At 71.3% G+C, this 22,427-nt stretch carries 19 protein-coding genes and 1 pseudogene; 7 read left to right on the top strand and 13 right to left on the bottom strand.

Annotated features, from left to right (window positions below):
• Positions 1 to 172: 172 nt before the first annotated feature.
• From AC07FN_RS02645 to AC07FN_RS02605, 9 genes and pseudogenes are all read right to left on the bottom strand, one after another.
• Positions 173 to 1,345 (bottom strand): ABC transporter ATP-binding protein, encoded by a 1,173-nt coding sequence (locus tag AC07FN_RS02645; RefSeq protein ID WP_478394020.1) that lies wholly within the window; start codon positions 1,343 to 1,345, stop codon positions 173 to 175.
• A 4-nt stretch (positions 1,346 to 1,349) separates the two neighbouring features.
• Positions 1,350 to 2,195 carry a carbohydrate ABC transporter permease gene (locus AC07FN_RS02640; protein ID WP_478394019.1) on the bottom strand — a complete coding sequence of 282 codons (846 nt, stop codon included), beginning with the start codon at positions 2,193 to 2,195 and terminating at the stop codon, positions 1,350 to 1,352.
• Positions 2,195 to 3,118, bottom strand: coding sequence for a carbohydrate ABC transporter permease (locus AC07FN_RS02635; protein ID WP_478394083.1), 924 nt, complete (start codon positions 3,116 to 3,118; stop codon positions 2,195 to 2,197). The genes AC07FN_RS02640 and AC07FN_RS02635 overlap by 1 nt, the downstream gene beginning before the upstream one ends.
• Entirely contained in the window at positions 3,118 to 4,374 is a 1,257-nt protein-coding gene (locus AC07FN_RS02630; protein WP_478394018.1) for an ABC transporter substrate-binding protein, read from the bottom strand. The genes AC07FN_RS02635 and AC07FN_RS02630 overlap by 1 nt, the downstream gene beginning before the upstream one ends.
• A 252-nt stretch (positions 4,375 to 4,626) precedes the next feature.
• On the bottom strand, positions 4,627 to 5,097 hold the full coding sequence (locus AC07FN_RS02625; RefSeq protein WP_478394017.1) for a hypothetical protein: 471 nt from the start codon (positions 5,095 to 5,097) through the stop codon (positions 4,627 to 4,629).
• 157 nt (positions 5,098 to 5,254) lie between these two features.
• On the bottom strand, positions 5,255 to 5,776 hold the full coding sequence (locus AC07FN_RS02620; RefSeq protein ID WP_478394016.1) for a YflT domain-containing protein: 522 nt from the start codon (positions 5,774 to 5,776) through the stop codon (positions 5,255 to 5,257).
• A 636-nt stretch (positions 5,777 to 6,412) separates the two neighbouring features.
• A pseudogene (narY, locus tag AC07FN_RS02615) lies at positions 6,413 to 6,769 on the bottom strand (nitrate reductase subunit beta); the annotation flags it as partial.
• A gap of 107 nt (positions 6,770 to 6,876) precedes the next feature.
• On the bottom strand, positions 6,877 to 10,428 hold the full coding sequence (locus AC07FN_RS02610) for a patatin-like protein (protein ID WP_478394015.1): 3,552 nt from the start codon (positions 10,426 to 10,428) through the stop codon (positions 6,877 to 6,879).
• A gap of 302 nt (positions 10,429 to 10,730) precedes the next feature.
• The gene (locus tag AC07FN_RS02605) at positions 10,731 to 11,687 is read right to left on the bottom strand and encodes an HpcH/HpaI aldolase/citrate lyase family protein (RefSeq protein WP_358581877.1); all 957 of its coding nucleotides are present in this window, start codon (positions 11,685 to 11,687) and stop codon (positions 10,731 to 10,733) included.
• 133 nt (positions 11,688 to 11,820) lie between these two features.
• On the opposite strand from AC07FN_RS02605, the gene AC07FN_RS02600 reads away from it, so the two are divergent.
• Complete coding sequence (locus tag AC07FN_RS02600) at positions 11,821 to 13,119, top strand: magnesium transporter MgtE N-terminal domain-containing protein (RefSeq protein WP_452614814.1); 1,299 nt, start codon at positions 11,821 to 11,823, stop codon at positions 13,117 to 13,119.
• Positions 13,119 to 13,646: a DUF1003 domain-containing protein gene (locus AC07FN_RS02595; RefSeq protein WP_478394014.1), complete on the top strand. Its 528-nt coding sequence runs from the start codon at positions 13,119 to 13,121 to the stop codon at positions 13,644 to 13,646. Before AC07FN_RS02600 ends, AC07FN_RS02595 begins: the two co-directional genes overlap by 1 nt.
• 344 nt (positions 13,647 to 13,990) lie before the next feature.
• Here the strand turns inward: AC07FN_RS02595 and AC07FN_RS02590 are convergent, their stop codons facing one another.
• Positions 13,991 to 14,425: an NUDIX hydrolase gene (locus AC07FN_RS02590; RefSeq protein ID WP_478394013.1), complete on the bottom strand. Its 435-nt coding sequence runs from the start codon at positions 14,423 to 14,425 to the stop codon at positions 13,991 to 13,993.
• Positions 14,412 to 14,858 carry a MarR family winged helix-turn-helix transcriptional regulator gene (locus tag AC07FN_RS02585; RefSeq protein ID WP_223839536.1) on the bottom strand — a complete coding sequence of 149 codons (447 nt, stop codon included), beginning with the start codon at positions 14,856 to 14,858 and terminating at the stop codon, positions 14,412 to 14,414. The genes AC07FN_RS02590 and AC07FN_RS02585 overlap by 14 nt, the downstream gene beginning before the upstream one ends.
• 278 nt (positions 14,859 to 15,136) lie before the next feature.
• On the opposite strand from AC07FN_RS02585, the gene AC07FN_RS02580 reads away from it, so the two are divergent.
• Positions 15,137 to 16,276 carry an Mrp/NBP35 family ATP-binding protein gene (locus AC07FN_RS02580; protein ID WP_478394012.1) on the top strand — a complete coding sequence of 380 codons (1,140 nt, stop codon included), beginning with the start codon at positions 15,137 to 15,139 and terminating at the stop codon, positions 16,274 to 16,276.
• 182 nt (positions 16,277 to 16,458) lie between these two features.
• On the opposite strand, the gene AC07FN_RS02575 is transcribed toward AC07FN_RS02580, so the two are convergent.
• A complete protein-coding gene (locus tag AC07FN_RS02575; protein WP_478394011.1) occupies positions 16,459 to 17,019 on the bottom strand; it encodes an O-methyltransferase in 561 nt (186 codons plus the stop codon).
• Between the two features lie 307 nt (positions 17,020 to 17,326).
• Between AC07FN_RS02575 and sigE the strand changes: the two genes are divergently transcribed.
• From sigE to tatB, 4 genes are all read left to right on the top strand, one after another.
• Complete coding sequence (gene sigE, locus AC07FN_RS02570; protein WP_132483198.1) at positions 17,327 to 17,920, top strand: RNA polymerase sigma factor SigE; 594 nt, start codon at positions 17,327 to 17,329, stop codon at positions 17,918 to 17,920.
• Between the two features lie 3 nt (positions 17,921 to 17,923).
• Entirely contained in the window at positions 17,924 to 18,628 is a 705-nt protein-coding gene (locus AC07FN_RS02565) for a zf-HC2 domain-containing protein (RefSeq protein ID WP_478394010.1), read from the top strand.
• A 154-nt stretch (positions 18,629 to 18,782) separates the two neighbouring features.
• Positions 18,783 to 20,444, top strand: a complete 1,662-nt coding sequence (locus AC07FN_RS02560; protein ID WP_478394009.1) for a S1C family serine protease — start codon at positions 18,783 to 18,785, stop codon at positions 20,442 to 20,444.
• 371 nt (positions 20,445 to 20,815) lie between these two features.
• Complete coding sequence (gene tatB, locus AC07FN_RS02555; RefSeq protein WP_132483196.1) at positions 20,816 to 21,211, top strand: Sec-independent protein translocase protein TatB; 396 nt, start codon at positions 20,816 to 20,818, stop codon at positions 21,209 to 21,211.
• On the opposite strand, the gene AC07FN_RS02550 is transcribed toward tatB, so the two are convergent.
• On the bottom strand, positions 21,212 to 22,408 hold the full coding sequence (locus tag AC07FN_RS02550; protein ID WP_478394008.1) for an MFS transporter: 1,197 nt from the start codon (positions 22,406 to 22,408) through the stop codon (positions 21,212 to 21,214). It lies immediately after the preceding gene.
• Positions 22,409 to 22,427: the final 19 nt, after the last annotated feature.

Raw genomic sequence — 22,427 nt, 5'->3', positions numbered from 1 at the left:
GGTCCGATTTCCATTGAAATTGCGGACGAACCCAACCCATCGGGTGGTGGAGTTGGTCGACGGGGTCACCTTGCTCTGGTTTGAAATCCGCTCTTGGCCGTGGGTGGGGCACCCGTGCCCGGTTGCTCGGGCATGGGTGCCCCTCACCTCGATCGGATCTCGGTGGGGTTGCTCAGGTGAGGGTTCGGCCCGTGGCCGGGTCGAAGAGGTGGATCTTGTCCGGGTCGAACCAGACCGTCAGGGGCCGGCTCTCCCTCGCCGCCGATTCGACCGAGAGGCGGGTGACCACCTGGCCCTCGTCCGTGGGCACCTCGGCGCTGCCGCTGTCGGCCGCCAGCTCGTCCAGCTCCGCCGTGCTCGCCCGCCCACCGTGGAGGGTGAAGTACACGTACTTGTCCGAGCCCATCTCCTCCACCACGTCCACCTCGCCGGTGAACGTCCCGCCCGCCGCGCGGGCCGAGTCGTCGAGCAGCGCCGCGTCCTCGAAGTGCTCCGGGCGGATGCCCAGCACCAGTTCGCGCGGCGCGTCCGCGGACTCCAGCGCGGTGCGGATCCGGTCGCTCAGCGGGATGTCGCCCAGCGGGCCGCGCAGCGCGCCGTCGGCCACCTCGACCGGCACGAAGTTCATCGCGGGCGAGCCGATGAAGCCCGCGACGAACAGGTTCGCCGGGTGCTCGTAGAGGTGTTGCGGCGCGCCGACCTGCTGCACCACACCGCCGCGCAGGACCACGACCCGGTCGCCGAGGGTCATCGCCTCGGTCTGGTCGTGCGTGACGTAGACCGTCGTGGTGCCCAGCCGCTTCTGCAGCTTCGACACCGAGGTCCGCATCTGCACCCGCAGCTTCGCGTCCAAATTGGACAGCGGCTCGTCCATCAGGAACGCCTTGGGGCTGCGCACGATCGCCCGCCCCATCGCCACCCGCTGCCGCTGCCCGCCGGAGAGGTTCGCGGGCCTGCGGTCCAGGTGCTTGGCGAGGTCGAGGATCTTGGCCGCCTCCTCGACCTTCTGCCGCACCGTCGCCGAATCCACCTTGGCCAGCCGCAGCGGGAACGCCATGTTCTCGAACACCGTCATGTGCGGGTACAGCGCGTAGGACTGGAACACCATGGCGATGTCGCGGTCCTTGGGCGCGCGTTCGTTCATCCGCTCCCCGCCGATGCGCAGTTCGCCGCCGCTGATGTCCTCCAGCCCCGCGATCATGTTCAGCGTGGTGGACTTCCCGCAGCCGGAGGGGCCGACCAGGATCACGAACTCGCCGTCCGCGATCTCCAGGTTCACCTCGTTGACCGCCAGCGCCCCGTCCGGGTAGCGCTTGGTCACCTTGTCCAGCACGATCTCGGCCACTTGGTTACCCCTTCACTGCGCCGGAGGTCAGTCCGGACACGATGCGACGCTGGAAGAACAGCACGAACACGATGATCGGAATGGTGATCACCACCGCGGCCGCGGAGATCGACCCCGTCGGGTCCTCGAACTGCGAGTCGCCCGTGAAGAACTGCAGCGCCACCGGCGCGGTGCGGGAGTTCTCCGTCGAGGTCAGCGAGATCGCGAACAGGAAGTCGTTCCAGCAGAAGATGAACACCAGGATGGCGGTGGTGAACACCCCCGGCGCGGCCAGCGGCGCGATCACCTTCGCGAAGGCCTGCCCCGGCGTGGCGCCGTCCATCTTGGCCGCCTTCTCCAGCTCCCACGGGATCTCCCGGAAGAACGCCGACAGCGTGTAGATGGCCAGCGGCAGCGAGAAGGTGATGTACGGCAGGATCAGCCCCGGCCAGGTGTCGAACAGGCCCAGCGCCCGCTCGATCTCGAACAGCGGCGACACCAGCGACACCTGCGGGAACATCGCGATCAGCAGCGAGGCGCCGACCAGCACCCGCTTGCCGGGGAAGTCCAGCCGGGCGATCGCGTAGGCGGCCATGGTGCCCAGCACCACGGCGATGGCGGTCGCGATCAGCGCGATGCCGATCGAGTTCAGCAGCGCGCGGGTGAACTCGGTGGTGGCGAAGATCGCCGCGTAGTTCTCCAGGGTCCATTCGCGCGGGATCAGGTTGCCGTCGGAGAGCGTTGCCGGCGTCTTGAACGACAGCGACAGGATCCACAGCACCGGCACCAGCGCGTACACCAGCACGATGATGTTGAGCAGCGCCCACTTGGTCTTCCGCGCGGGGGTCTCGGCCCCGCCGACGCCGGCCATCAGCGCCTCCCCTTGTCGTCGCTACCGGGCGCGGCCGCGCCGAAGAGCTTCACGAACATCCACGCGATGATCGCGACCGCGATGAAGATCAGGACCGACATGGTCGAGCCGATGCCCAGGTTCAGGCCCTTGATCAGGTTGTTGTAGGCGAGCACGGACACCGACGAGGTGCCTTGCGCGCCGGAGGTGAGCACCACGATGTTGTCGAAGACGCGGAATGCGTCGAGGGTGCGGAACAGCAGCGCGACCAGGATGGCCGGCTTCATCACCGGCAGCATCACCTTCACGAACCGCTGCCACGGCCCGGCGCCGTCCATCGCCGCCGCCTTGAGCAGGTCGTCGGGCACCAGCGCCAGACCTGCCATCAGCAGCAGCGCCATGAACGGCGTGGTCTTCCAGATCTCCGCCAGGATCACGATGGCCAGCGCGCTGGCGTGCTCGGTCAGCGGCGCGCCGCCCGGCGTGATCGCGTTGGCCAGGTAGCCGGTGTCGGGCGTCCACGCGTAGCGCCAGCTGAAGGCCGCGACGACGGTGACGATGCCGTACGGGATGAGGGTCACGGTGCGCACCAGGCCGCGGCCGACCAGCGCGCGGTGCATGACCAGCGCCAGCCCCATGCCGAGGGCGAACTCGATCGCCACCGAGACGACGGTGACCAGGATCGTCACCCAGAACGCGCTCCACCAGTAGCCGTTGCCGAGCACCGTGATGTAGTTGTCCAGCCCGACGAACTCGCGCTGGTCCGGGTACTTGAGGTCGAAGCGCTGGAACGACAGCCACAGCGCGTAGAGGATCGGCCAGCCGGTGACGGCGATCATCACCAGCGCGGCCGGGGCGCACAGCAGCCAGCCGAGCTTGCGTTCAGCTTTCTTGCCCTCGCTGATCGCCTTCGCGGTGGGAAGGGCGTCCTTCGCCTGCACCATCACGGCATCACTCCCTTGGAATCCAAGGCGTTCTGCACCTCGGTGCGCATCCGCTCCGCAGTGCTCTGCGGGTCGATCTCCCCGATCGGCGCGAGCAGGTTGGACAGCGCCGTGGAGACGTTCTGCGAAGCCGGCGTCACCGTTCGCACGCCCGGATCCTTGAGCGCTTCCAGGATGGTGTCGCGCATCGGGTACTCGGCGGCCACCTCGGGATCCGAGTAGACGGATTCGAGAGCGGGCGGCACGCCGTCGTTGATCGCGGAGAACTTCTGGCTTTCCGGGCTCCGCAGGCACTTCGTCGCCTCGAAGGCCAGGTCCGGCTTGGTCGAGAAGCTGCTGACCGCGTAGTTGGCGCCGCCGATGGTGGACTTGCTCGGCACCCCCGGCTGCAGGCCGGGCAGTCGCGCCCAGCCGACGTTGCTCGCCAGCTCGGGCTTCTTCTCCTGCATCGACGGGTAGACGAACGGCCAGTTCAGCTGGAAGGCGGCCTGGCCGGTCTCGAACTCCTGCCGGGCGTCGTCCTCCTTGGCGTTGTTCATCGACGCGCTGGTGACGCCCGCCGTGCCGAGGTCGCGCAGCGCCTGCAACGCCTGCACCGCGCCCTCGTCGATCACGGCGCGCTTGCCGTCGTCGGAGATGATGTGTCCGCCCGCCGACTGCACGAGCGTGTTGAAGTGCACGTACAGGCCCTCGTACTGCGCGCCGGTGAGCGAGATCCAGTGCGGCTTGCCCTCCTGCTTGAGGCGCTGGGCGGTCGAGATCATCTCGCCCCACGTCTTCGGCGGCTCGGGCACCAGGTCCTTGCGGTACCAGAGCAGCTGCACGTTGGTGTTCTTCGGCGCCGCGTAGAGCTTCCCCTCCCAAGTGGCCGTCTCCAGCGGCCCCCGCAGCGTGTCGCGCTCGGCTTCGGCCTTGTTCTGGCCGGTCCACTCCCGGATCCACTTGGCCTCGGCGAACTCGCCGGTCCAGGAGACGTCCAGGTACAGGATGTCCATGCCGGTGTCGCCGGCGGCCAGCCGGCGCACCATCTGCTCGCGCTGGCCATCGGCGTCGCGGGGCAGCTTGTGGTAGACGATCTGGTACCGCCCGCCTGACTCGGCGTTGCAGCGGTCCACGTTCTGCTGCAGGTTCTCCTCTGGCGCGCTGTAGAGGTTCACGGTGTTCGCGCCGGAGGCCGGTGCGCAGGCGGTCAGCGCGGACGCGCACACCAGCGACGCGCCCAGCACTGCCGCTGCACGGGTGCGGCGAACTCTCACGGTCGGTCCTTCCAGTTGCCGGTCGCAGCCGCGACCCAGCACTGGGGTGCCCACGCTTCGTCGCCTGCCACCGCCGGCGGTGAGCCGGTGTTGGCAAGCTAGGCGTCTTGATCAGTCAAGGCAAGGCCGGAGTGCCCCTTGTTGCAAACACGTGAATGTGGGTGAAAAGGGACGTCGGGGCACTGCACCAAAGGCCGCATCCCACTGCGATGATCGTTGGCAGCCGTACGGCCGAACGCTGCCAGCACCGCCTCAACCGCTGGTGCGCAGCCATCGCGCCCTGGCGAACCCGGTGGTCGCGATGGCCCACGCGACCACCCAGACCGCTCCGACCGCGAGCGCCGCGTACGTGGACCAACCGGCGGCGGGCGGCCCGAGGGCCGGCACGATGCCGAAGGCGCGCAGCGAGAATCCGATCACGCCCGCTGCCATCACCGCAACGCCGAGCCACGACACCGCGACGAGCATCCAACGGACTACCGCGGTCCTCGCGAGGGTGCGCCACGCAAGCAGCAAGGCGCAGATCGCGGTGACCAGGCCGACGGCCGCATTGCCCAGCTGCGCAAGCGCGATCTGCTCGGGTTGCCAAGCGACGTACGACGACGGCGGGGCGGGGAACCCGTGGATGCCGAGTTCCGCGCGAATCGCGAGAACGACTTTCGAGGTGGTGTACGCGAGAGCGCCCGCACATGCGATCAGGGCTGCGGTGGTCTGTCGTTTCATGCCTCGAATGCTCGCGACGCGCGCCTCGCCGATCTTCCCGCCGAGGAACGAACCGCCTCCCCCTGGAGAGGGAGGTCTCCGAAAAAGCAGGACCCAGGCCCCTCATGGGTCCTGGGTCCGCCGGAAGTCGTGAGCGGCGCCGCCGCGCCACTCACGATCACTGCGCCGACGGCGGGCGCATGGCGAGTTTGGCGAGCAGGTCCCGGCCCTGTTCCGCGTGGCGCGGCTGGGCCAGCACGTCGTAGCGGCCCGCGACCAGCTGGCTGGCCGAGGAGAAGTCCCGGCGACCGCGGGTCGAGGCGTAGCCGACCGCCGCGGAGACCAGGCCGAACACGATACCCGCGCCCAGACCGACCAGCACCGGGCCGAACCAGCTGCCCTGCGGCGTGAACAGGCCCAGGATCAGGCCGACGAACAGGCCGAACCAGGCTCCGGAGGCCGCGCCCCCGCCCAGCACCCGACCCCAGGTCAGCCGCCCGGTGACGCGCTCGACGAGCATCAGGTCGACGCCGACGATGGTCACCTCCTGGACCGGGAAGTCGCTGTCCGCCAGGTGGTCGACGGCGCGCTGCGCCTCTTCGTAGGTGCCGTAGGAACCGATCGGCCAGCCGCTCGGCGGGGTGGGCAGGTTGGGTGTGCCCGGCGCCGACCGGCCGGAGCCGGTGAACGGATTGGACACCGCTGACACCTCCGTTGGATTGCTGCCATGACGGGGACCGCGGGAGCCGGGCGAGCCCGATTCCGGCGTATTGTCCCCTACCCCATCAGGCTACCCCGTGGAGTCTCCCGGAGATCATGTCCGTCCGAGCGGTTCCGCGCATCCGCAGACCGGTCACCGGGCGGCCTCCCGCCGGACGACCGCGAACGTCAGCGCCGCGCACCCCAGCGCGGCCAGCGCCAGGAGCACGAGGCCCCAGGTGTAGTCGCCCGCCGTGCCGTAGATCGCGCCCATCACCAGCGGCGGGAAGAATCCGCCCAGGCCGCCCGCGGCGCCCGCCAGGCCGGTCACCGCGCCGGCCCCGAGGACCGCGGCGAGCCCGAGGAAGGCGATCGTGCCGAACGGGACCAGCGGCAGTTCGAAGGACGCCAGGACCGCGAACGCCACGGCGAGCGAGCAGGCGGTACCGAGCACGTCGGCCGGGTGCACGCGGTCGCAGAGCCAGCCGCCGATCGGCCGGGCCACCACGGCCAGCACCATGAATCCCGCCGTGCGCATCGAGGCGTCGCTCGCGCTGAGGTCGTAGGCGGACTTGAGGTAGGTGGGCAGGTAGACGCTGAACGCCACGAACCCGCTGGACCAATAGCTCAGGTACTGCGCCTGCGGGATCACGTAGCGCTCCTCGTACTTCGCCAGCGCGAGCAGCCGGTACATCCGCTGGACCTGCTCGACGTCGAGCCCGGCGGCCTCCGGGGCGACCAGGTTCGGCGGGCGGCCGAGGTTGATGTCGCGCATGTACGAGCGCATCGCGCCCAGCTTGCGCAGCGACTCGGTCACCGGCCGCACGTCGCCGGCGGTGAACAGTTCCGCCAGGTACTCGACGGGGATCCGCAGGGCGTCGATGGCGCCGAAGATGTTGCCCACGTCCTCACCGTCGTGGCCCGTCTCCGCAAGCTCGTCCACTACCGGCGACAGCGGCGGGACGTACCAGACCATCGGCATGGTGCGGAATTCCGAGGCGCAGCCCCGCCGCGGTTGGGAGCCCGTCGGGGTCCCCGGTCAGCGCCGCGGGAAGCACGACGCCCCGCGCCCGACCCGGAAGCCCTGAAACCCGACCCCGCTCAGGCCGGATCGGAAACCTCGGCCCGGGGCGCCTTCGCCCGCGACGGTGCCTTCGGCGCGAAACCGGCACGCCGCCTGGGCCGCGGCGCGAGGACGTCGATGGTGCCGACCAGGATCATGTGGGCGTAGGCGGTGAGTCCCGTCGCCAGGACGATCCAGCCTCCGCCGCTGAAGGCATTCGGCTCGTACGACCACAGAACGCCGACGAACACCAGCAGCGTCAGCACCGACGCACCGACGCGCGCGGCGGTGCGGTAGGCCACCGCAGCCGGCCAGGTGAGCAGCCCCGCGACCAGCGCAAGCCCGAGCGGGCCGAGCCGGAATCCGGTGGTGAACAGCCAGAACTCTGCCGCCATCAGCACCACCGCGATGAACACCGCGGGCAGCCAGCGCGCCAAGCCGCGACCGAAGCGGTGCGCCAGGCGCCACCCCGACCACACGGCGAAGACCGCGGCGAACAGCATCGCCAGCAGCGCGCCAGGGCCGAAGGACGTGCCCGAGAAGTCGGCCACGACGAGCCAGTTCCCGGGCACGCCGCCGAACCAGCCGAAGCCGTCCCCGCACTCGATGTCCACGCCGGTGCCGGAATCCGGGCAGGCCACGGACACGGCGAGCAACGGCGATTCCGCCGAACCCGGTGGGAAGGATCCGTCCGATACGACGAACGAGCTATCGAACGCCGACTCGTGCTGGTCGGAGGACAAGATCTGCATCCCGGGCAGCGACCCCATCCCGACGCCGGTGAACGCCACGGCGCTCGCCGCCAGGAAGCCCAGCAGCGCCGCGCGGCGCGGCGCTGCGACGGCGTACACGACCGCCATCAGCAGCGGCTTGATCAGCGTCATCGCCCGACGCCCCAGCCAGGGCAGCACGCCTCGCCCGGAGGGGCGGACGGCCCGGTAGGCGAGCAGCCCGAAGCGCGTCGCCATCGACAGCGCCCGCGGCTCGCCGAGGTCGGCGAACCGCTGGCGGCCGACGTCGTAGCGCTCCACCTGGCCGGACAGCTGCGCGGGCGCGGGCAGCGGCGGCTCGCCACCGCTTTCCGGGTCGGCCCCGGAAGGAATGGTTTGGACGAAGGGGATCTCCTCCGCCGCGATCGTCCACTGCAGACGTTCGGTGAGCAGCCGCTGGGTCTCGGTCAGCGAATGCTCGTCGTCCGGGGCGGCGAACAGCGCGTCGAGCTCGGCGCGCACCTCGCCCGCGTGGCGCGCCCACACCTCGGCGAGGAATCCGCGCCACTGCTTGGCCTGCTCCTCGTCGAGCTCCCCGAGCTCCGCCGCCGTCGGGCGGGAGACGATCGCCTGCAGCGCGTCGCCGAGCTCCTCCGAGCTGCTGTGGCGCCGGGCCAGCCGAGTCGGGTCGGCGAGCAACCTGACCAGCGCGGCGGCGGAGTCCATCCGCCCCCACATCCAGTCGTTCGCCCGCCACTTCGCGGACAGGAACGCGCCGAAGTTGCCCACGTCCAGGCCGCGGATCTTGTCCGCGATCCGCAGCGGCACGTCCTCGCCGCGCCGCAGCGCGTCGAACGGCAGCGGGCTCTGCTCGTCGCTGACCACTCGCAGCAGGTTGATCCGCGATCCCGGGACGCGCCCGACGTCCAGCGGCGCGGTGAGCACCACCAGCTGCCGCAACGTCTCCGCTCGCCGCTCGCTGCGCTCCAGCAGCGCGTAGCCGAGCTGCTGGGGCTCGTCGATCCGCTCGCGGGGCGGGGCCGCCGCGGCCAGCCGGTCGGCGACCCGGTGCAGCACCGCGCGCGCCTCCGCGACCGCGTCCACCCCGGCGGCGTCCGGGACCGCGTCCGCACCAGAAGATTCCACAATGGACATCAGTTCGCGGGCCAACTCGGCAAGATCGTCGTGGAAGTCCTCGCCCGCCTCGATCGAGCGCAACACCTCGCCCAGCAGGGGCTGGATCGGGGACGGCAAGGCGTGCTGGAGCCTGGCGCGACGGCGCTGCACGCGCCGCACCCACTCGTCGAGCTCGGTCGTCTCGACGATCGGTTCCAGCTTCGCGCCGTTGATCCAGTACTGGTCGGCGTGCCCCTCCAGCACCTCGCCGAAACTCCGCAGCCGGTAAAGCACGGACTTGCAGCGCCCGATCTCGCGGCTCTCCGGTGCCCAGCGCTCGATGTCCCAGGCCCAGCCGAGGCATTCCTGCACCGCGGTGAGCAGGCCGCGCGCATCGTCGAAGACGCGCGTGGTGGCGTCGCTGCCGAGCCCGGCGGACAACCGGTGCGCGAGCTGCGTTCTCGCCTGCGCCGACCACTCCGCCAGCGGATCTCCGACGACCGGCGGCAGCAGCTTGCCGTCCTCGATGCCCGCGGGCTCCGTGAGCAGCCGGTACACCGCCTGGGCGTCCAGCTCCGCGCGAACCACCGCGTGATCGGGCAGGACCGCGTCGACCTGCTGCGCCAGCACCGCCGCCCGCTCGGCATCCGGCGCCACCCGCAGCGGCGCGTACAAAGCCTTGCGGCGCAAGGCGGTTCGCGCGACCAGCCGGTTGTGCTCGTCCAGTGCGTCGAGGTCGGCGAGCAGCGATTCCTGGGACAGCCGGGCACGCAGGGCCGTCGCGGTCACCGGCACGGCGAACCCGGGCTCGCGGCGTTGTCCGTGCGAGGCAACGGGATCCGGGTTCAGGTAGAGCAGCCACCGGTGCGTCGGCCGGTCCGCCGGCGCGGCCGAGATCGCATCGATCGCCGCGGTCACCGGGATGTTGTCCAGCACGCCGCCGTCGATCACCCGGAACGGCGGGAGCAGTGGATCGGCGACCGTTTCGGAGAACAGCCCGATCATGTTCGGCTCGCCGTCCGGCGGTTCGCCGAGCGACGAGCGCACCTGCGCGGGCTCGAAGGCGAACGGGAACGACGACGTCGAGCGGGCGGCGTGGGCGAGCCGCAGCACGGTGGGCGCGAAGTCGTCGCCCGCGCCGAAGTCCGACAGCGGATCGCCCGCCCTGCCCTGGTGCCGGAACCGGAACGACGCGGTGCGCCGCTCCTGCAGCATCGGCCCGGACCGGCCGTCGAAGCGCCGCTCCAGGATCGGGTCCAGCAGGGTGGCGGTCAGCAGCAGGTCGGCGCGGTGGCCGGGGTGCTCCGCCGCCGCGGGCACGTTGTCGGTGATGACGTCGGCGAGCTCGGCGCGGAAGTAGCGGTCGCCCTCCAGCAGCGACGGCGGGCGGTGCTGCCAGAACTTCGGCACCGGCCGGGACATGGCCTCCACGTCCCCCAACCGCACCCACACCTCGCGCATCCGGTCGAAGGGCATCCCGTAGACCAGCGTCGCGGACAGCAACGTCGCGTTGAGGCCGCCGGCCGAGGCCCCGGCGAGCACGTCGACCGCGACCGCGTCGTAGCCGGACAGCTTCGCCAGCGACGCCCACGGATGGGTGCCCGTCGAATCGTCGTCCGCCGGCGCCCGCGAATCCGCCACCGCCTCGCGGAGCCGGTTGATCTCGGCGACCGCGCCGCCGATCCACACGGCCATGCTCGCGCCGCCGCGCATGGCCAGCGCCAAGCGCAGTTCCTGCTCGTTCTCCGCTGCCGCGGTGGCCACCTCGGAGCCCGCCCTCTCGATCGACGCCTGCGGATCTCACCCGGAACCTACCGCGCCTGCCGCCACGGCCGATCTCCAACAGGCGAACTCAACCCGTCCGCCACCGCACCGAGCCCCGGACGGCGCATCACCACCACCCGCCCGGCGCCTCCCCGCCAGGCGCCGGATCGCGAGCACTCCGCATCACCGCAGCGGCTGTTCGGGGTGGCGGCAGGCGGGCTTGCGGCGTCGCAGCGGCAAAGCCGTTCGAGGGTCGCGCGGTCGGGTTGGGCGGCGTTTTCGCGCGAAACCGCCGCCCGCGATCAGGATTCCGGCGGGGTCCAGCGGTCGGTCCGGGCCATGCCCGCCGCGCGGCCCTTGCCCGAGATCACCAGCGCCATCTTCCGGGACGCCTCATCGATCATCTCGTCGCCCAGCATCGCCGCGCCGCGCTTCCCGCCGGCCGCCGAGGTGTGCCACTCGTAGGCGTCCAGGATGTTCTCGGCGTGGTCGTAATCCTCCTGCCGCGGCGAGAAGAGCTCGTTGACCGCGTCCACCTGCGCCGGGTGCAGCACCCACTTGCCGTCGAAGCCCAGCGCCGCCGACCTGCCGCCCACCGCGCGCAGCCCGTCGACGTCCTTGATCTGCAGGTACGGCCCGTCGATCGCCTGCACCCCGGCCGCCCGGGCCGCGACCAGGATGCGCATCAGGATGTAGTGGTAGGCGTCGCCGACGTCGTAGCCGGGCGGCTGGTGGCCGACGACCAGCGACCGCATGTTGATCGACGCCATGAAGTCGGCAGGCCCGTAGACCAGCGCCGTCACCCGCGGCGAGGCGGCCGCGATCGCGTCCACCTCGACCAGGCCGCGGGCGTCCTCGATCTGCGGCTCGATGCCGATCCGGCCGACCTCCAGCCCGGTGGCGCGCTCGATCTGCGTCAGCGTCAGATCCAGCCAGCGCACGTGCTCCGGGGTGCTCACCTTCGGCAGGATGATCGAGTCGAGCTCGGCGCCCGCGCCCTCCACGACGGTCACGACGTCCCGATAGGTCCACTCGGTGTCCAGCGCGTTGACCCGCACCGAGCGGATCTTCTCGCCCCAGCCGCCCTCGTTCAGCGCGCCGACGATCCGGTCCCGCGCCTCGGCCTTCGCCAGCGGCGCGACCGCGTCCTCGAGGTCCAGGAAGAACTGGTCGGCGGCCAGCCCGCGCGCCTTGTCGATCATCTTCGCGCTGGAGCCCGGCACCGCCAGACAGCTCCGCCGGGCACGTCGACCGTCCACGTCGTCCTCCTCTGGCCTCGCGAGTCGTTGCGTGTGTACCACGCACCCCGCCGCCGGAACCGGACAAGTGCCCGGCGGCACAGGGCCGATCTTCGGGCGGCGGGCGACCGGAAGAGTGCATAGCCTGAGCCACGTGGCAGCCGCGACCAGGGTTTTCGCGGCCCGGATGGCCGGCTTGTCGGTGTTCGGGCCGGACGGGGAATCGATCGGCCGGGTGCGCGACGTCGTCGCCGGGCTCAGCGTCCGGCGGCAGCCGCCGCGCGTCCTCGGCCTGGTCCTCGAGCTGCCCACCCGGCGCCGGATCTTCGTGCCGATGCTGCGGGTCACCCGGATCGAGTCGAGCGCGGTGACGCTGGCGACGGGCTCGGTGAACCTGCGGCACTTCCACCAGCGCCCCAACGAGCTCCTGGTGCTCGGCCAGCTGCTGGACGCCCGGGTCGTCATCGACTCCACCCACGCGCCCGCGGTCCTGGTGGACGTCGCGATGGAGCAGATCCGCACCCGCGACTGGCAGCTGGCCAAGCTCGCGGTCCGGGAGCGCACCGGGCGGCTCGGCCGGCGCGGCCCGACGCAGGTGCTGGACTGGGACCAGGTCACCGGGCTGGCCGTCGCGGAGCTGACCGGCAAGCCGCAGGGCGTGCAGCAGCTGCTCGCCATGTTCGACACCATGCGCGCCGTCGACGTCGCGAGCACCCTGCACGAGCTGCCGACCAAGCGCCGCTACGAGGTGGCCGAGGCGCTGGACGACGAGCGGCTCGCCGACGTCGTCGAGGAACTGCCCGAGGAAGACCAGAAGGACCTTCTGGAACACCTGGACGAAGAGCGCGCGGCGGACGTGCTGGAGGCGATGAACCCGGACGACGCCGCCGACCTGCTCGCCGAACTGTCCGAAGTGGACAAGGAGCGGCTGCTCGGGCTGATGGCGCCGGAGGAATCCGCACCGGTCAAGCGGCTGATGGCGTACTCGTCCGACACCGCGGGCGGCCTGATGACGCCGGAGCCGATCGTGGTCGGGCCGGACGCGACCATCGCCGAGGCGCTGGCGATGGCGCGCAACCCCGACCTGCCGGTGGCGCTGGCCAGCCTGGTGTTCGTCTGCCGCCCGCCGTCGGCCACGCCGACCGGCCGCTACCTGGGCTGCGTGCACATCCAGCGGCTGCTCCGCGAACCACCGTCGACCCTGGTCGCCGGCGCATTGGACACCGACCTGGCGAGCCTCCCGGCCAGCGCGTCGCTGACCGACGTCACCCGCTACTTCGCCGCCTACAACCTGGTGTGCGGGCCGGTGCTGGACGACGAGGAACACCTCATCGGCGCGGTCACCGTCGACGACGTGCTCGACCACCTGCTGCCGGAGAACTGGCGGGAGAGCGGGCTTCCCGGACCGGAGCCCGGCCCCACCGACCGGCCGACGAACCGGGAGGCGCACTGATGCCCGAGCTGCTGACCCGCCGCCGACTCGACCAACCCCGCCCGCCGCACCGGTTCGCGGTCTCCTTCGACCCGGAGGTGTTCGGGCAGATCTCGGAGCGGATCGCCCGGTTCCTCGGCACCGGCAAGTTCCTGTTCTGGATGACCGTGTTCGTGATCGCCTGGATCGCGGCGAACCTGTTCGCGGTCGGGCTGCAGTGGGACCCGTACCCGTTCATCCTGCTCAACCTGGCCTTCTCCACCCAGGCCTCGTACGCCGCTCCGCTGATCCTGCTCGCGCAGAACCGCCAGGACGACCGGGACCGGGTCTCGCTGGAGGAAGACCGGGCGCGAGCGGCCCAGACCAAGGCGGACACGGACTACCTGGCCCGCGAGCTCGCCGCGCTGCGCCTGGCGATCGGCGAGGTCGCCACCCGCGACTACCTGCGCAGCGAACTGGACCGGCTCCGCGAAGAACTCCCGGGCCTGCAGAGCGAGGCGGAGAAACGCCGAGCCCGCACCGGCTCCCGAGACCCCGACGACGCCTGATCCGCAGTTTCCATTGAGGTTTTTCCAGCCTCGGTTTGCGTGGCGGTGCGGGTGGCGGCCCCCCTGCGGGAGTTACAGAGGCTCCCTGGACTGTGGGTGCCCTGACTTATGTATGTCCAATACACGGCGTCAGGGCCGTCCTCGCCGAGGGAACCCCGAAGGGGTGGGCACCGTGAACCCGCGGCGGTGCCAGTGTCGTAGGTGGGCTATGCGCCTGCGGCGCATGCGACAGCCCATCGACATGCAGCTTTACGGACCCGCGGCTGCGGGCCGACCAGGATGAAAAACGCTCATTGAAACTGCGGAACACCGCGGGGAACCCGCGGATTCAGTTGAAACCGGGATCAGGCCGGGTCGAGGTCGGCGAAGAGGGCGACGATCGCCGGGGCCGTGACCTCGTGGGCCGCGTACTCCTCGCGGGTGCACCAGGCGAGCTCCGCGATCTCGGCCGCCGGCTCCGGGGCACCGTCCAGCTCACCCGTGTAGCAGATGAGCTCGACCTGCACCCCGTCTCCCTGCCCAACCGCGTCGGTGACGTAGCGGCCCAGGAAGTCCGCCCCCACCAGGCCGACGCCGAGCTCCTCCCGCACCTCCCGGTGCAGCGCCTGCACCTCGGTCTCGCCCGGGTCGATCTTGCCGCCGGGCAGGTAGAACGCGTCCTGGTAGTCGGCGCGGACCAGCAGCAACCGCCGGTCCGCGAACCGCACCAGGCCGACCGCGCGGATCAGCCGTTCGGGAGCCGTGGAGTTCGCATCGTGCACGCCCTCATGCTTGCGCACGCTGCCCCGGTGGCGACGGCACACCCCCGTCGGCCAGCCGCTCGCAGGTGCGCATCAGCGCCTCCAGCTCCCCCGCGGTGGCGGACAGGAAGTACCGCGCCACGCCGGTGCGATGCGTCGACGCCGCCAGCTGCAACCGTGCTTCGCCACGTTCGGTGATCACGGCCTGGACCCCGCGCCCGTCCGAATCGACCCGGACGCGACGCACCAGCCCGAGCCGTTCGAGGCGGTCCACGAGCCTGGTCACGCCGGAGCGCGACAGCAGCACGACATCCGCTAGTTCGGTCATCCGGAGCCGCTGCTCCGGGGCTTCTGCCAGCGCTTCGAGGACGTCGTAGGCGGCGAGCGTGAGCCGTTGCTCGGCGATCAGGTCGCCCTCCAGGCAGCGCGTGACCCTGGCGTGCGCGCGGAGGAAACTGCGGTACGCCAACAATTCACTTCGAGTCGGTAATCGATCAAGAGCCGTCTCGGCCACGAAGATTGATATTACGGAACGCGTTCGCCTGACTGCGCAGCGCCCCCGAACAAGAATCACATTCTGTCCCGCTCGCCCCACTGACCAGCGCGATGCCACGGCCCGCAGCCCTGTCCGCGCCGGACTACCGGTCCGTAGCATGGGATTGCCAGCAACGGGGTGTGAGACTCTTCGAGGCTGGCGCCCAGCGAAGCGACCACCGACCACGTCCGCAACTCCAGCTTGCCGAGGTAACCGTGACCAGTACGCAGTCCGCGCCCACCGAGGACGCCGTTCGGAAGGCCCTCAGCCAGGTCGAGGACCCGGAGATCCGTCGGCCGATCACCGACCTGGGCATGGTCAAGAGCGTGTCCATCGGCCCCGACGGCGATGTTGCGGTCGAGGTGTACCTGACGGTCCAGGGCTGCCCGATGCGGGAGACGATCACGCAGCGGGTGACCGATGCCGTGTCCGCCGTCGAAGGCGTCGCCTCGGTGCAGGTCGAGCTCGACGTGATGAGCGACGAGCAGCGCACCGAGCTGCGCAAGATGCTCCGAGGCAGCGCCGAGGAACCGCGCATCCCGTTCGCCGAGCCCGGCTCGATGACGCGCGTCTACTGCGTGGCATCCGGCAAGGGCGGGGTCGGCAAGTCCAGCGTGACGGTCAACCTCGCGGTCGCGATGGCCAAGCGCGGCCTGTCGGTCGGCGTAGTCGACGCCGACATCTACGGCCACTCGGTGCCGCGGATGCTGGGCGCGGGCGGCAAGCCCACCCAGGTGGAGAAGATGATCATGCCGCCGCAGGCGCACGGCGTGAAGGTCATCTCCATCGGCATGTTCACCCCCGGCAACACCCCGGTGGTCTGGCGCGGGCCGATGCTGCACCGCGCGCTGCAGCAGTTCCTGTCCGACGTCTTCTGGGGCGACCTGGACGTCCTGCTGCTCGACCTGCCGCCCGGCACCGGTGACGTGGCGCTGTCCACCGCCCAGCTGATCCCGAACGCGGAGATCCTGGTCGTCACCACCCCGCAGCAGGCGGCAGCCGAGGTCGCGGAGCGGGCCGGGGCGATCGCCATGCAGACGCGGCAGCGGCTGGCCGGCGTGGTGGAGAACATGTCCTGGATGGAGCTGCCGGACGGCCAGCGGATGGAGGTCTTCGGCTCCGGTGGCGGCCAGCTGGTCGCGGAGTCGCTGAGCCGCTCGATCGGCTCGGACGTGCCGCTGCTCGGCCAGGTGCCGCTGGACCCGCGCCTGCGCGAAGCCGGCGACAACGGCACCCCGCTGGTTCTGGAAGCCCCCGACTCGCCCGCGGCGGTGGTCCTCAACGACATCGCCAAGCGCCTGTCCACCCGGGCCCGCGGCCTCGCGGGCAAGCTCCTCTCCGTCTCCCCCGCCTGACGCTCCGGCCGACGTTGATCCGCAATTTCAATGGAAATCGAAGGTCCGATTTCCATTGAAATTGCGGATCATCACCCCATCGGGGGTACTCCGGTCGGGAGAGGGTCGACATCTCGAGAGGCGGGTGCCTGGGACCAGGCGGAAGCGGGTGCCGGGGACCAGGTCGAGGCGGGTGTCCGGGGTCACGCGCGTTTGGCGACCGCGAGCAGGCCCGGACCAGTCGGGAGCGTGACCGGGACCAGGTTCTCGTCGGTCTGGATGGCCCGGACCAGGTCGCGCAGCGCCAGGGCCAGCGCGCTCCGGGCGTCCGGGCTGGCCAGCTGCACACCCGCGAACACGATCACGCCGCCCGGGCGCAGCAGGCGGACGCCGAGCTCGAGGTACCTGGGGTAGTCCGTGGTCGCGATGCCCACCGACACCAGGTCGTAGCCGCCCTCCGTGAGCCGCGGCATCAGCTCGATCGCGCGGCCGGCGATCAGCCGCGTCCGGCCGGTCGGCACGCCCGCCTCCCGCAGCGTCGCGCGCGCCGTCCGCTGCGCGGACGCATCCGCGTCGATCGACGTCAGCACGCCGTCCGGCATCATGCCCTGGAGCAACCACAGCGCGCTCTCGCCCGAGCCGGTGCCGACCTCCACGGCGGCCTTGGCCCGCAACGCCGCCGCCAGGAAGCGCAGCACGTGCAGCGACGACGCCCCGACCGAGGTGTCCGTCGGCGCGCCGGATCGCACCTGGTTCCGGCCCACGGGCCCGGCACCCACCGGCGTCTCGGGTATCACAACGCGAAAGGTTATCGACGTTGCCCGCCGCCGTGACCCGGGCGGCCGACATCGTTAGGGGGCCGTTTCCGGCGGGCCGGCGGTGCGACCCGCATCACGTCAGGTTCTCAGCCTGTTCTCAGGCGTCTTTAATCGCTACCTCACCAGCGCATACGAGAGTAGACACGTCATAACCGACACCCATCGGCGTCTCCTTGACGACACCGCCGGGAACAACGGAGGCGACATGTTCGTTCTTGGAGATGCAACCGCACAGGAGGTGGCTTCTCGCCCAATGGCAACACAGCCGATGAGTGTGGCCCCCAGTGTCCAACAGAGCACCGTCTCGCCCGCCGCGGAAGAGGTCAACTGGACCCCTCCGACGTGGGACGAGGTGGTCCGGCAGCACGCAGACCGGGTCTACCGGTTGGCGTACCGCCTGACCGGCAACCAGCACGACGCCGAGGACCTGACCCAGGAGACCTTCATCCGGGTGTTCCGGTCGCTGGCGTCGTACAAGCCGGGAACGTTCGAAGGCTGGCTGCACCGGATCACCACGAACCTGTTCCTCGACATGGCCCGCCGCAGGTCCCGCCTGCGCATGGAGGGCCTGCCCGAGGACACCGACCGGTTGCCCGGCGGTGGCCCGAGCCCTGAACAGGTCTTCAACGACACCCACCTCGACCCCGACCTGCAGGCGGCGCTGGACGAACTGCCGCCGGAGTTCCGGGCGGCGGTGGTGCTCTGCGACGTCGAGGGGCTCTCCTACGAGGAGATCGGTGCCACCTTGGGCGTGAAGCTGGGTACTGTGCGCAGCAGGATTCACCGCGGGCGCCAGATGTTGAAGGCCACCTTGGAAGCTCGCCGCGAGCATGCCCGGGAGGTTTGACGAATGACGGTTTTGCGTGGGTGGGGGCTGCCGGAGCAGCACCTCGCGCTGGACGCGATCGTCGCGTTGGTGGACGGCGAGCTGAGCCCGAGCGCCCATGATCGCGCCGTCTCCCACCTGGCCCACTGCCCAGCGTGCACCTCGGACGCCGCCGCCCAGCGGCAGGCCCGCGCCGCGGTTCGGGCGGCCGGCACGCCGTCGATCTCGCCGAAGTTCCTGCAAGCACTGCAGGCCATCCCGGCGCACGCAGAACTGCCCAGCCAGCCGGACGGCCTCGCGCTGACCGAGGACGGCCAGCTGGTCGCCGTGACCCGCCCGGCCCGCGCGAAGCGGTTCGGCGACGGGGCGGCGCTCGGATCCTCGCGGCCGCTCGGCGGCAGCCAGCAACCCCTCGGCAGCGTGCCCCCTTTTGCCGGTGATGCCGCGGTGGCACCGGCGCGGCGGGTCGGCCGCCGAACCCGGCAGGGGGCCGGCGTGGTGTTCTCCGGCTTGGTGCTGGGCGCGCTCGCGCTGATGAACCTGCCGACGGACGACGACGGCCAGCCGGTGCCGGGCGTACCGAGCCCGCTGCCCGGCGGCGCGTTCACCAACGCCGTCATCCCGGCGTCGGCGCGCGAAGACCTGCCCCGCGACCCGTCCCCCAGCCGGCAGCCCTCGTCCGAGGCCCCGGTTCCGAGCACCTCGGCGAGCGCGCCGCCGGGGAACTGATCCTGCCGGACCACTTAGCCCGCTCCCACACGAACTTCACCGGTCGCCCGGCAAAATGGGCAAGCCGGCGATGCGTCCACATGCCGGTGGCACGGGCTCCTCGCCCGTGTGATCCACTCGAACGGACGAGTTCCGACCGCATGCCCGGGGAGCGATGAGCGACCAGCCAGGAACGCCCGCACAGGGCCCCGACGCCGACCAGCAGCGCCGGGATCAGCCCGAAGCAGGCCAGCAGGGTCCCAACGGACGGCCAGCCGAACCCGTGCATCCGTGGCAGGGCGCGGCCAGCCCCGCCCGCGGAGTGCCGGCCGCGGCGGACCGCCCCATGCGAAACGGCAAGGCATCCCCGCCCCGCCTCGCACCGCGCCCGCTGCAGCGCCCCGCCGTCGACCCGTCGCAGAGCTCGACGTTCGGCCGCCCGAAGGGCGTGACCGGCAGCTTCGACCCGAATCGGCGCGACGTCCCGACGCGCGGCATCGAGCAGGGTCCGCCCCCGCCGGAAGCGCTGTCCAAGGCGTTCGGCCGCCCGCAGGCCAGCAGCGAGAAGCTCCAGCGCGCGCCCGGCGAGCAGCCGATGGCGCCCGAGCCGGCCGAGGAGCCGGCGCTGTGGAACTCCGGCGAGAGCGACCCGTGGCGCAACCCCGCCGCAGGCGCGATGATCGGTCCACCTGCACTCGGTGAGGAGCAGGAGGAGAAGCCCGAGAGCACCGAAACCGGCCCGCTGCTCAGCGCCCGCGAAGTCCTGTTCGGCCGACGGGTGCACCCGCGTGCGCTCGTGATCCTCGCCGTGGTGGCCCTGCTCATCGGGCTGGCCGGCGGGCTGCTCGGCCGGATCACCGCCGAGGAGGGCAATCCGCTCACCAATCCCGACGTCACCCTGGCCGAGGTGGAGCAGGGCAAGGACCGGCCGAAGGGCACCGTCGCCGCGGTTGCGCAGCGCGTGGTCCCCGCCGTCGTGTCGATCGAGGTGCGCGTCGGCGCGCAGGGCGGCAGCGGCTCCGGGGTCGTCATCGACGGCAACGGCTACGTGGTCACCAACAACCACGTCATCTCGATGGCCGCCGACACGCCGGGCGCGCTGGTCTCCACGGTCTTCCACGACGGCACCCGGGTGCCCGCCCGGATCGTCGGCCGCGACGTCAAGACCGACCTGGCGGTGATCAAGGTCGAGGTGTCCAACCCGACGGTCGCCCAGCTCGGCCGCTCCGATGAGCTGGCGGTCGGCGACGAGGTGATCGCCATCGGCTCGCCGCTGGGCCTGGCGGGCACCGTGACCACTGGCATCGTCAGCTCGGTGCACCGCCCGATGCGGCTGGCCGGCGAGGGCACCGACACCAACGCGGTCATCGACGCGATCCAGACCGACGCCGCGATCAACCCCGGCAACTCCGGCGGCGCCCTGGTCGACGGCAACGGCGCGGTGGTCGGCATCAACAGCGCGATCCGGACGCTCGGGGCCGGCGGCGAAGGCGGCTCGATCGGGCTGGGCTTCGCGATCCCGATCGACGACGTCCGGCGCATCGCCGAGGAGCTGATCCGCACCGGCAACGTGCAGCACGCCGATCTCGGCGTCAACGCCAAGTCGGTCAGCGATGGGCTCGCCGACGGCGCCCAGGTGCAGAACGTGCAGGACGGCAGCGCCGCGGCGGCGGCCGGGATCGCCGAGGGCGACGTGATCATCCGGGTCGGCGAGCGCAAGGTGGCCGGCGCCGACGAGCTGATCGTGGCCGTCGACCGGCACCAGGTCGGCGAGCGGGTGCCGGTCACCGTGGTGCGGCAGGGCCGCGAGTTGGTGCTCGACGTGACCCTGCGGTGAACGGCGGGTTCCGCCTGGTCCGGCCGGGCGGGAAGTTTCGCGGTTTTGCCAGCGGCACGACGGCCCCCGGGGACAGGCTTCGCCAGGCATCGTGGTCGTGAGCACTTTGGGCTGCTATGGCGAACCAAAGCACTCACGACCTCGGTGACCAGTGGAAACCGCGAGCCGCGCAACCCCGGGAATGCCATCCCGCCGCAAGGGCCGCACCGCTTGCGGTGCGGCGAGCCGAACGAGCAGCTAACAGTTCGTGAAGGCGGCGTGCTGGGCCAGTTCGCCCTCCTGCCCGGATCAGCCGGTCGGTACCCTGGGGATGCGTTGGCAGCGCGCGGTGCTGGTCCGCGAGCCGTGGAGGACCCGGAGGTAGTCGAGAGGTGTTCGAAAGCGTCGGCTGGCTCGAGATCCTGGTCCTCGTCGTGGCCGGGCTGTTCATCCTTGGCCCGGAGCGGCTGCCGCAAGGCGCGGCGTGGCTGGGCCGGACCGTCCGCCAGGTCAAGGAGTACGCGACCGGAGCCCGCGAGCAGATCAAGTCCGAGCTGGGCCCGGAGTTCGACGAGCTGCGCAAACCGCTGGAAGACCTGCGCGGCATCCGCAACTTCAACCCGCGCACGGCCGTGACCAAGCACCTCTTCGACGGGGAGAACCCGCTCGACGGCCTCAACGGCAACGGCAGCAACGGGCACCAGGCGAAGCCGGCCGACCCGCCCAAGCCCGAGCAGCGCCCGCTCGCGCCGGGTGAGCGCCCGCCGTACGACTCCGACGCGACCTGATCAGACCTCGACCGCGACGCGCTTGGGCGCCGTGCGGATGAGCCACGCCCCGGCCGCCGCCACCGCCAGCCAGCAGCACAGCAGGACCGTCATCCCGGACCAGCCCCACGAGCCGTAGGCCGCGCCGCCCAGCACGCCGCCCACGCTGCTGCCGCCGTAGTAGGCGAACTGGTACAGCGCGGACGCCTGACCGCGGGCCGATGCCGAGGCCCGCGCCCCGACCCATCCGCTCGCCACCGAGTGCGCGGCGAAGAATCCGCCGGTGAACACGACCAGGCCCACCACGATCACGGGCAGGCTGTCGGCGAGCATCAGCAGCAGACCCAGCGCCGTCACCGCCAGGCCGGCGAGCAGCACCTCTATGCGCCCCCAGCGATCGGCGGCGCGCCCGGCCAGCGTGGAGGTGACCGTTCCCGCGGCGTAGGCGAGGAACGCGAGCGCTGCTAGCGCCGGCGGCACCAGCAGCGGCGGTGCGGCGAGGCGGAACCCGAGCACGTTGTAGACGGTGACGAAGGCGCCCATGCCGAGCGCGGCGACCAGGTACGGCGCGTAGAGCACCGGGTCGCTGAGCGCGGCGCGCAAGCCGCCGAGCAGCGGGCTCCAGCGCAGCGGTTGCCGCTGGTGATTGCGTTCGGCCGGCAGCAGCACCACGAACAGCACCGTGCACACCCCGGCGAGCACGGCCACGGCCAGCAGTCCGCCGTGCCAGCCGGCGAAGTCGCCGACCACGCCGCCCAGGAGCCGGCCACCCATGCCGCCGATGGTGGTGCCCGCGACGTAGAGCCCCATCGTCGTGCCCAGCTGCTCGCCGCCGGTCTCGTCGGCCAGGTATGCGGCCGCGACCGCGGCCAGGCCGGCGATCGCCGCACCCTGCACCAGGCGAACGGCCACGAGCACCGGGAAGAACGGCACCCACGGCAGCAGCAAGCCCAGGACCTCGGCGGTCAGCAAGGCCGCGATCATCGTGCGGCGACGGCCGACCGCTTCCGACAGCGTGCCGAGCGGGATCGCCGCGACGGCCAGCCCGAGCGTGCTCGCCGAGATGAGCAGCGCCGCCGTGCCTGGGTTCAGCGCGAAGACCTCGGCAAGTTGCGGCAGCACCGGCTGCGGCGCGTAGAGCAGCGCGAACATCGCCAGCGCGCCGAGCAGCAGGGCGATGCGGATCTTGCGGATGCGGGCCGGGTCGACTGCGGTCACGTGCTCGAACGTAAGTAGC

It is taken from the genome of Saccharopolyspora sp. NPDC045941, from assembly GCF_056431445.1.
This window is presented reverse-complemented; position numbering and strand designations above follow the sequence as displayed.

What these genes read in the sequence shown, in the direction of transcription:
- AC07FN_RS02640 (WP_478394019.1), bottom strand. Translation starts at nt 2,195, where the DNA reads ATGGCCGGCGTCGGCGGGGCCGAGACCCCCGCGCGGAAGACCAAGTGG.
- AC07FN_RS02635 (WP_478394083.1), bottom strand. Translation starts at nt 3,118, where the DNA reads ATGGTGCAGGCGAAGGACGCCCTTCCCACCGCGAAGGCGATCAGCGAG.
- AC07FN_RS02625 (WP_478394017.1), bottom strand. Translation starts at nt 5,097, where the DNA reads ATGAAACGACAGACCACCGCAGCCCTGATCGCATGTGCGGGCGCTCTC.
- AC07FN_RS02595 (WP_478394014.1), top strand. Translation starts at nt 13,119, where the DNA reads ATGCCCGAGCTGCTGACCCGCCGCCGACTCGACCAACCCCGCCCGCCG.
- sigE (WP_132483198.1), top strand. Translation starts at nt 17,327, where the DNA reads ATGGCAACACAGCCGATGAGTGTGGCCCCCAGTGTCCAACAGAGCACC.
- AC07FN_RS02565 (WP_478394010.1), top strand. Translation starts at nt 17,924, where the DNA reads ATGACGGTTTTGCGTGGGTGGGGGCTGCCGGAGCAGCACCTCGCGCTG.
- AC07FN_RS02560 (WP_478394009.1), top strand. Translation starts at nt 18,783, where the DNA reads ATGAGCGACCAGCCAGGAACGCCCGCACAGGGCCCCGACGCCGACCAG.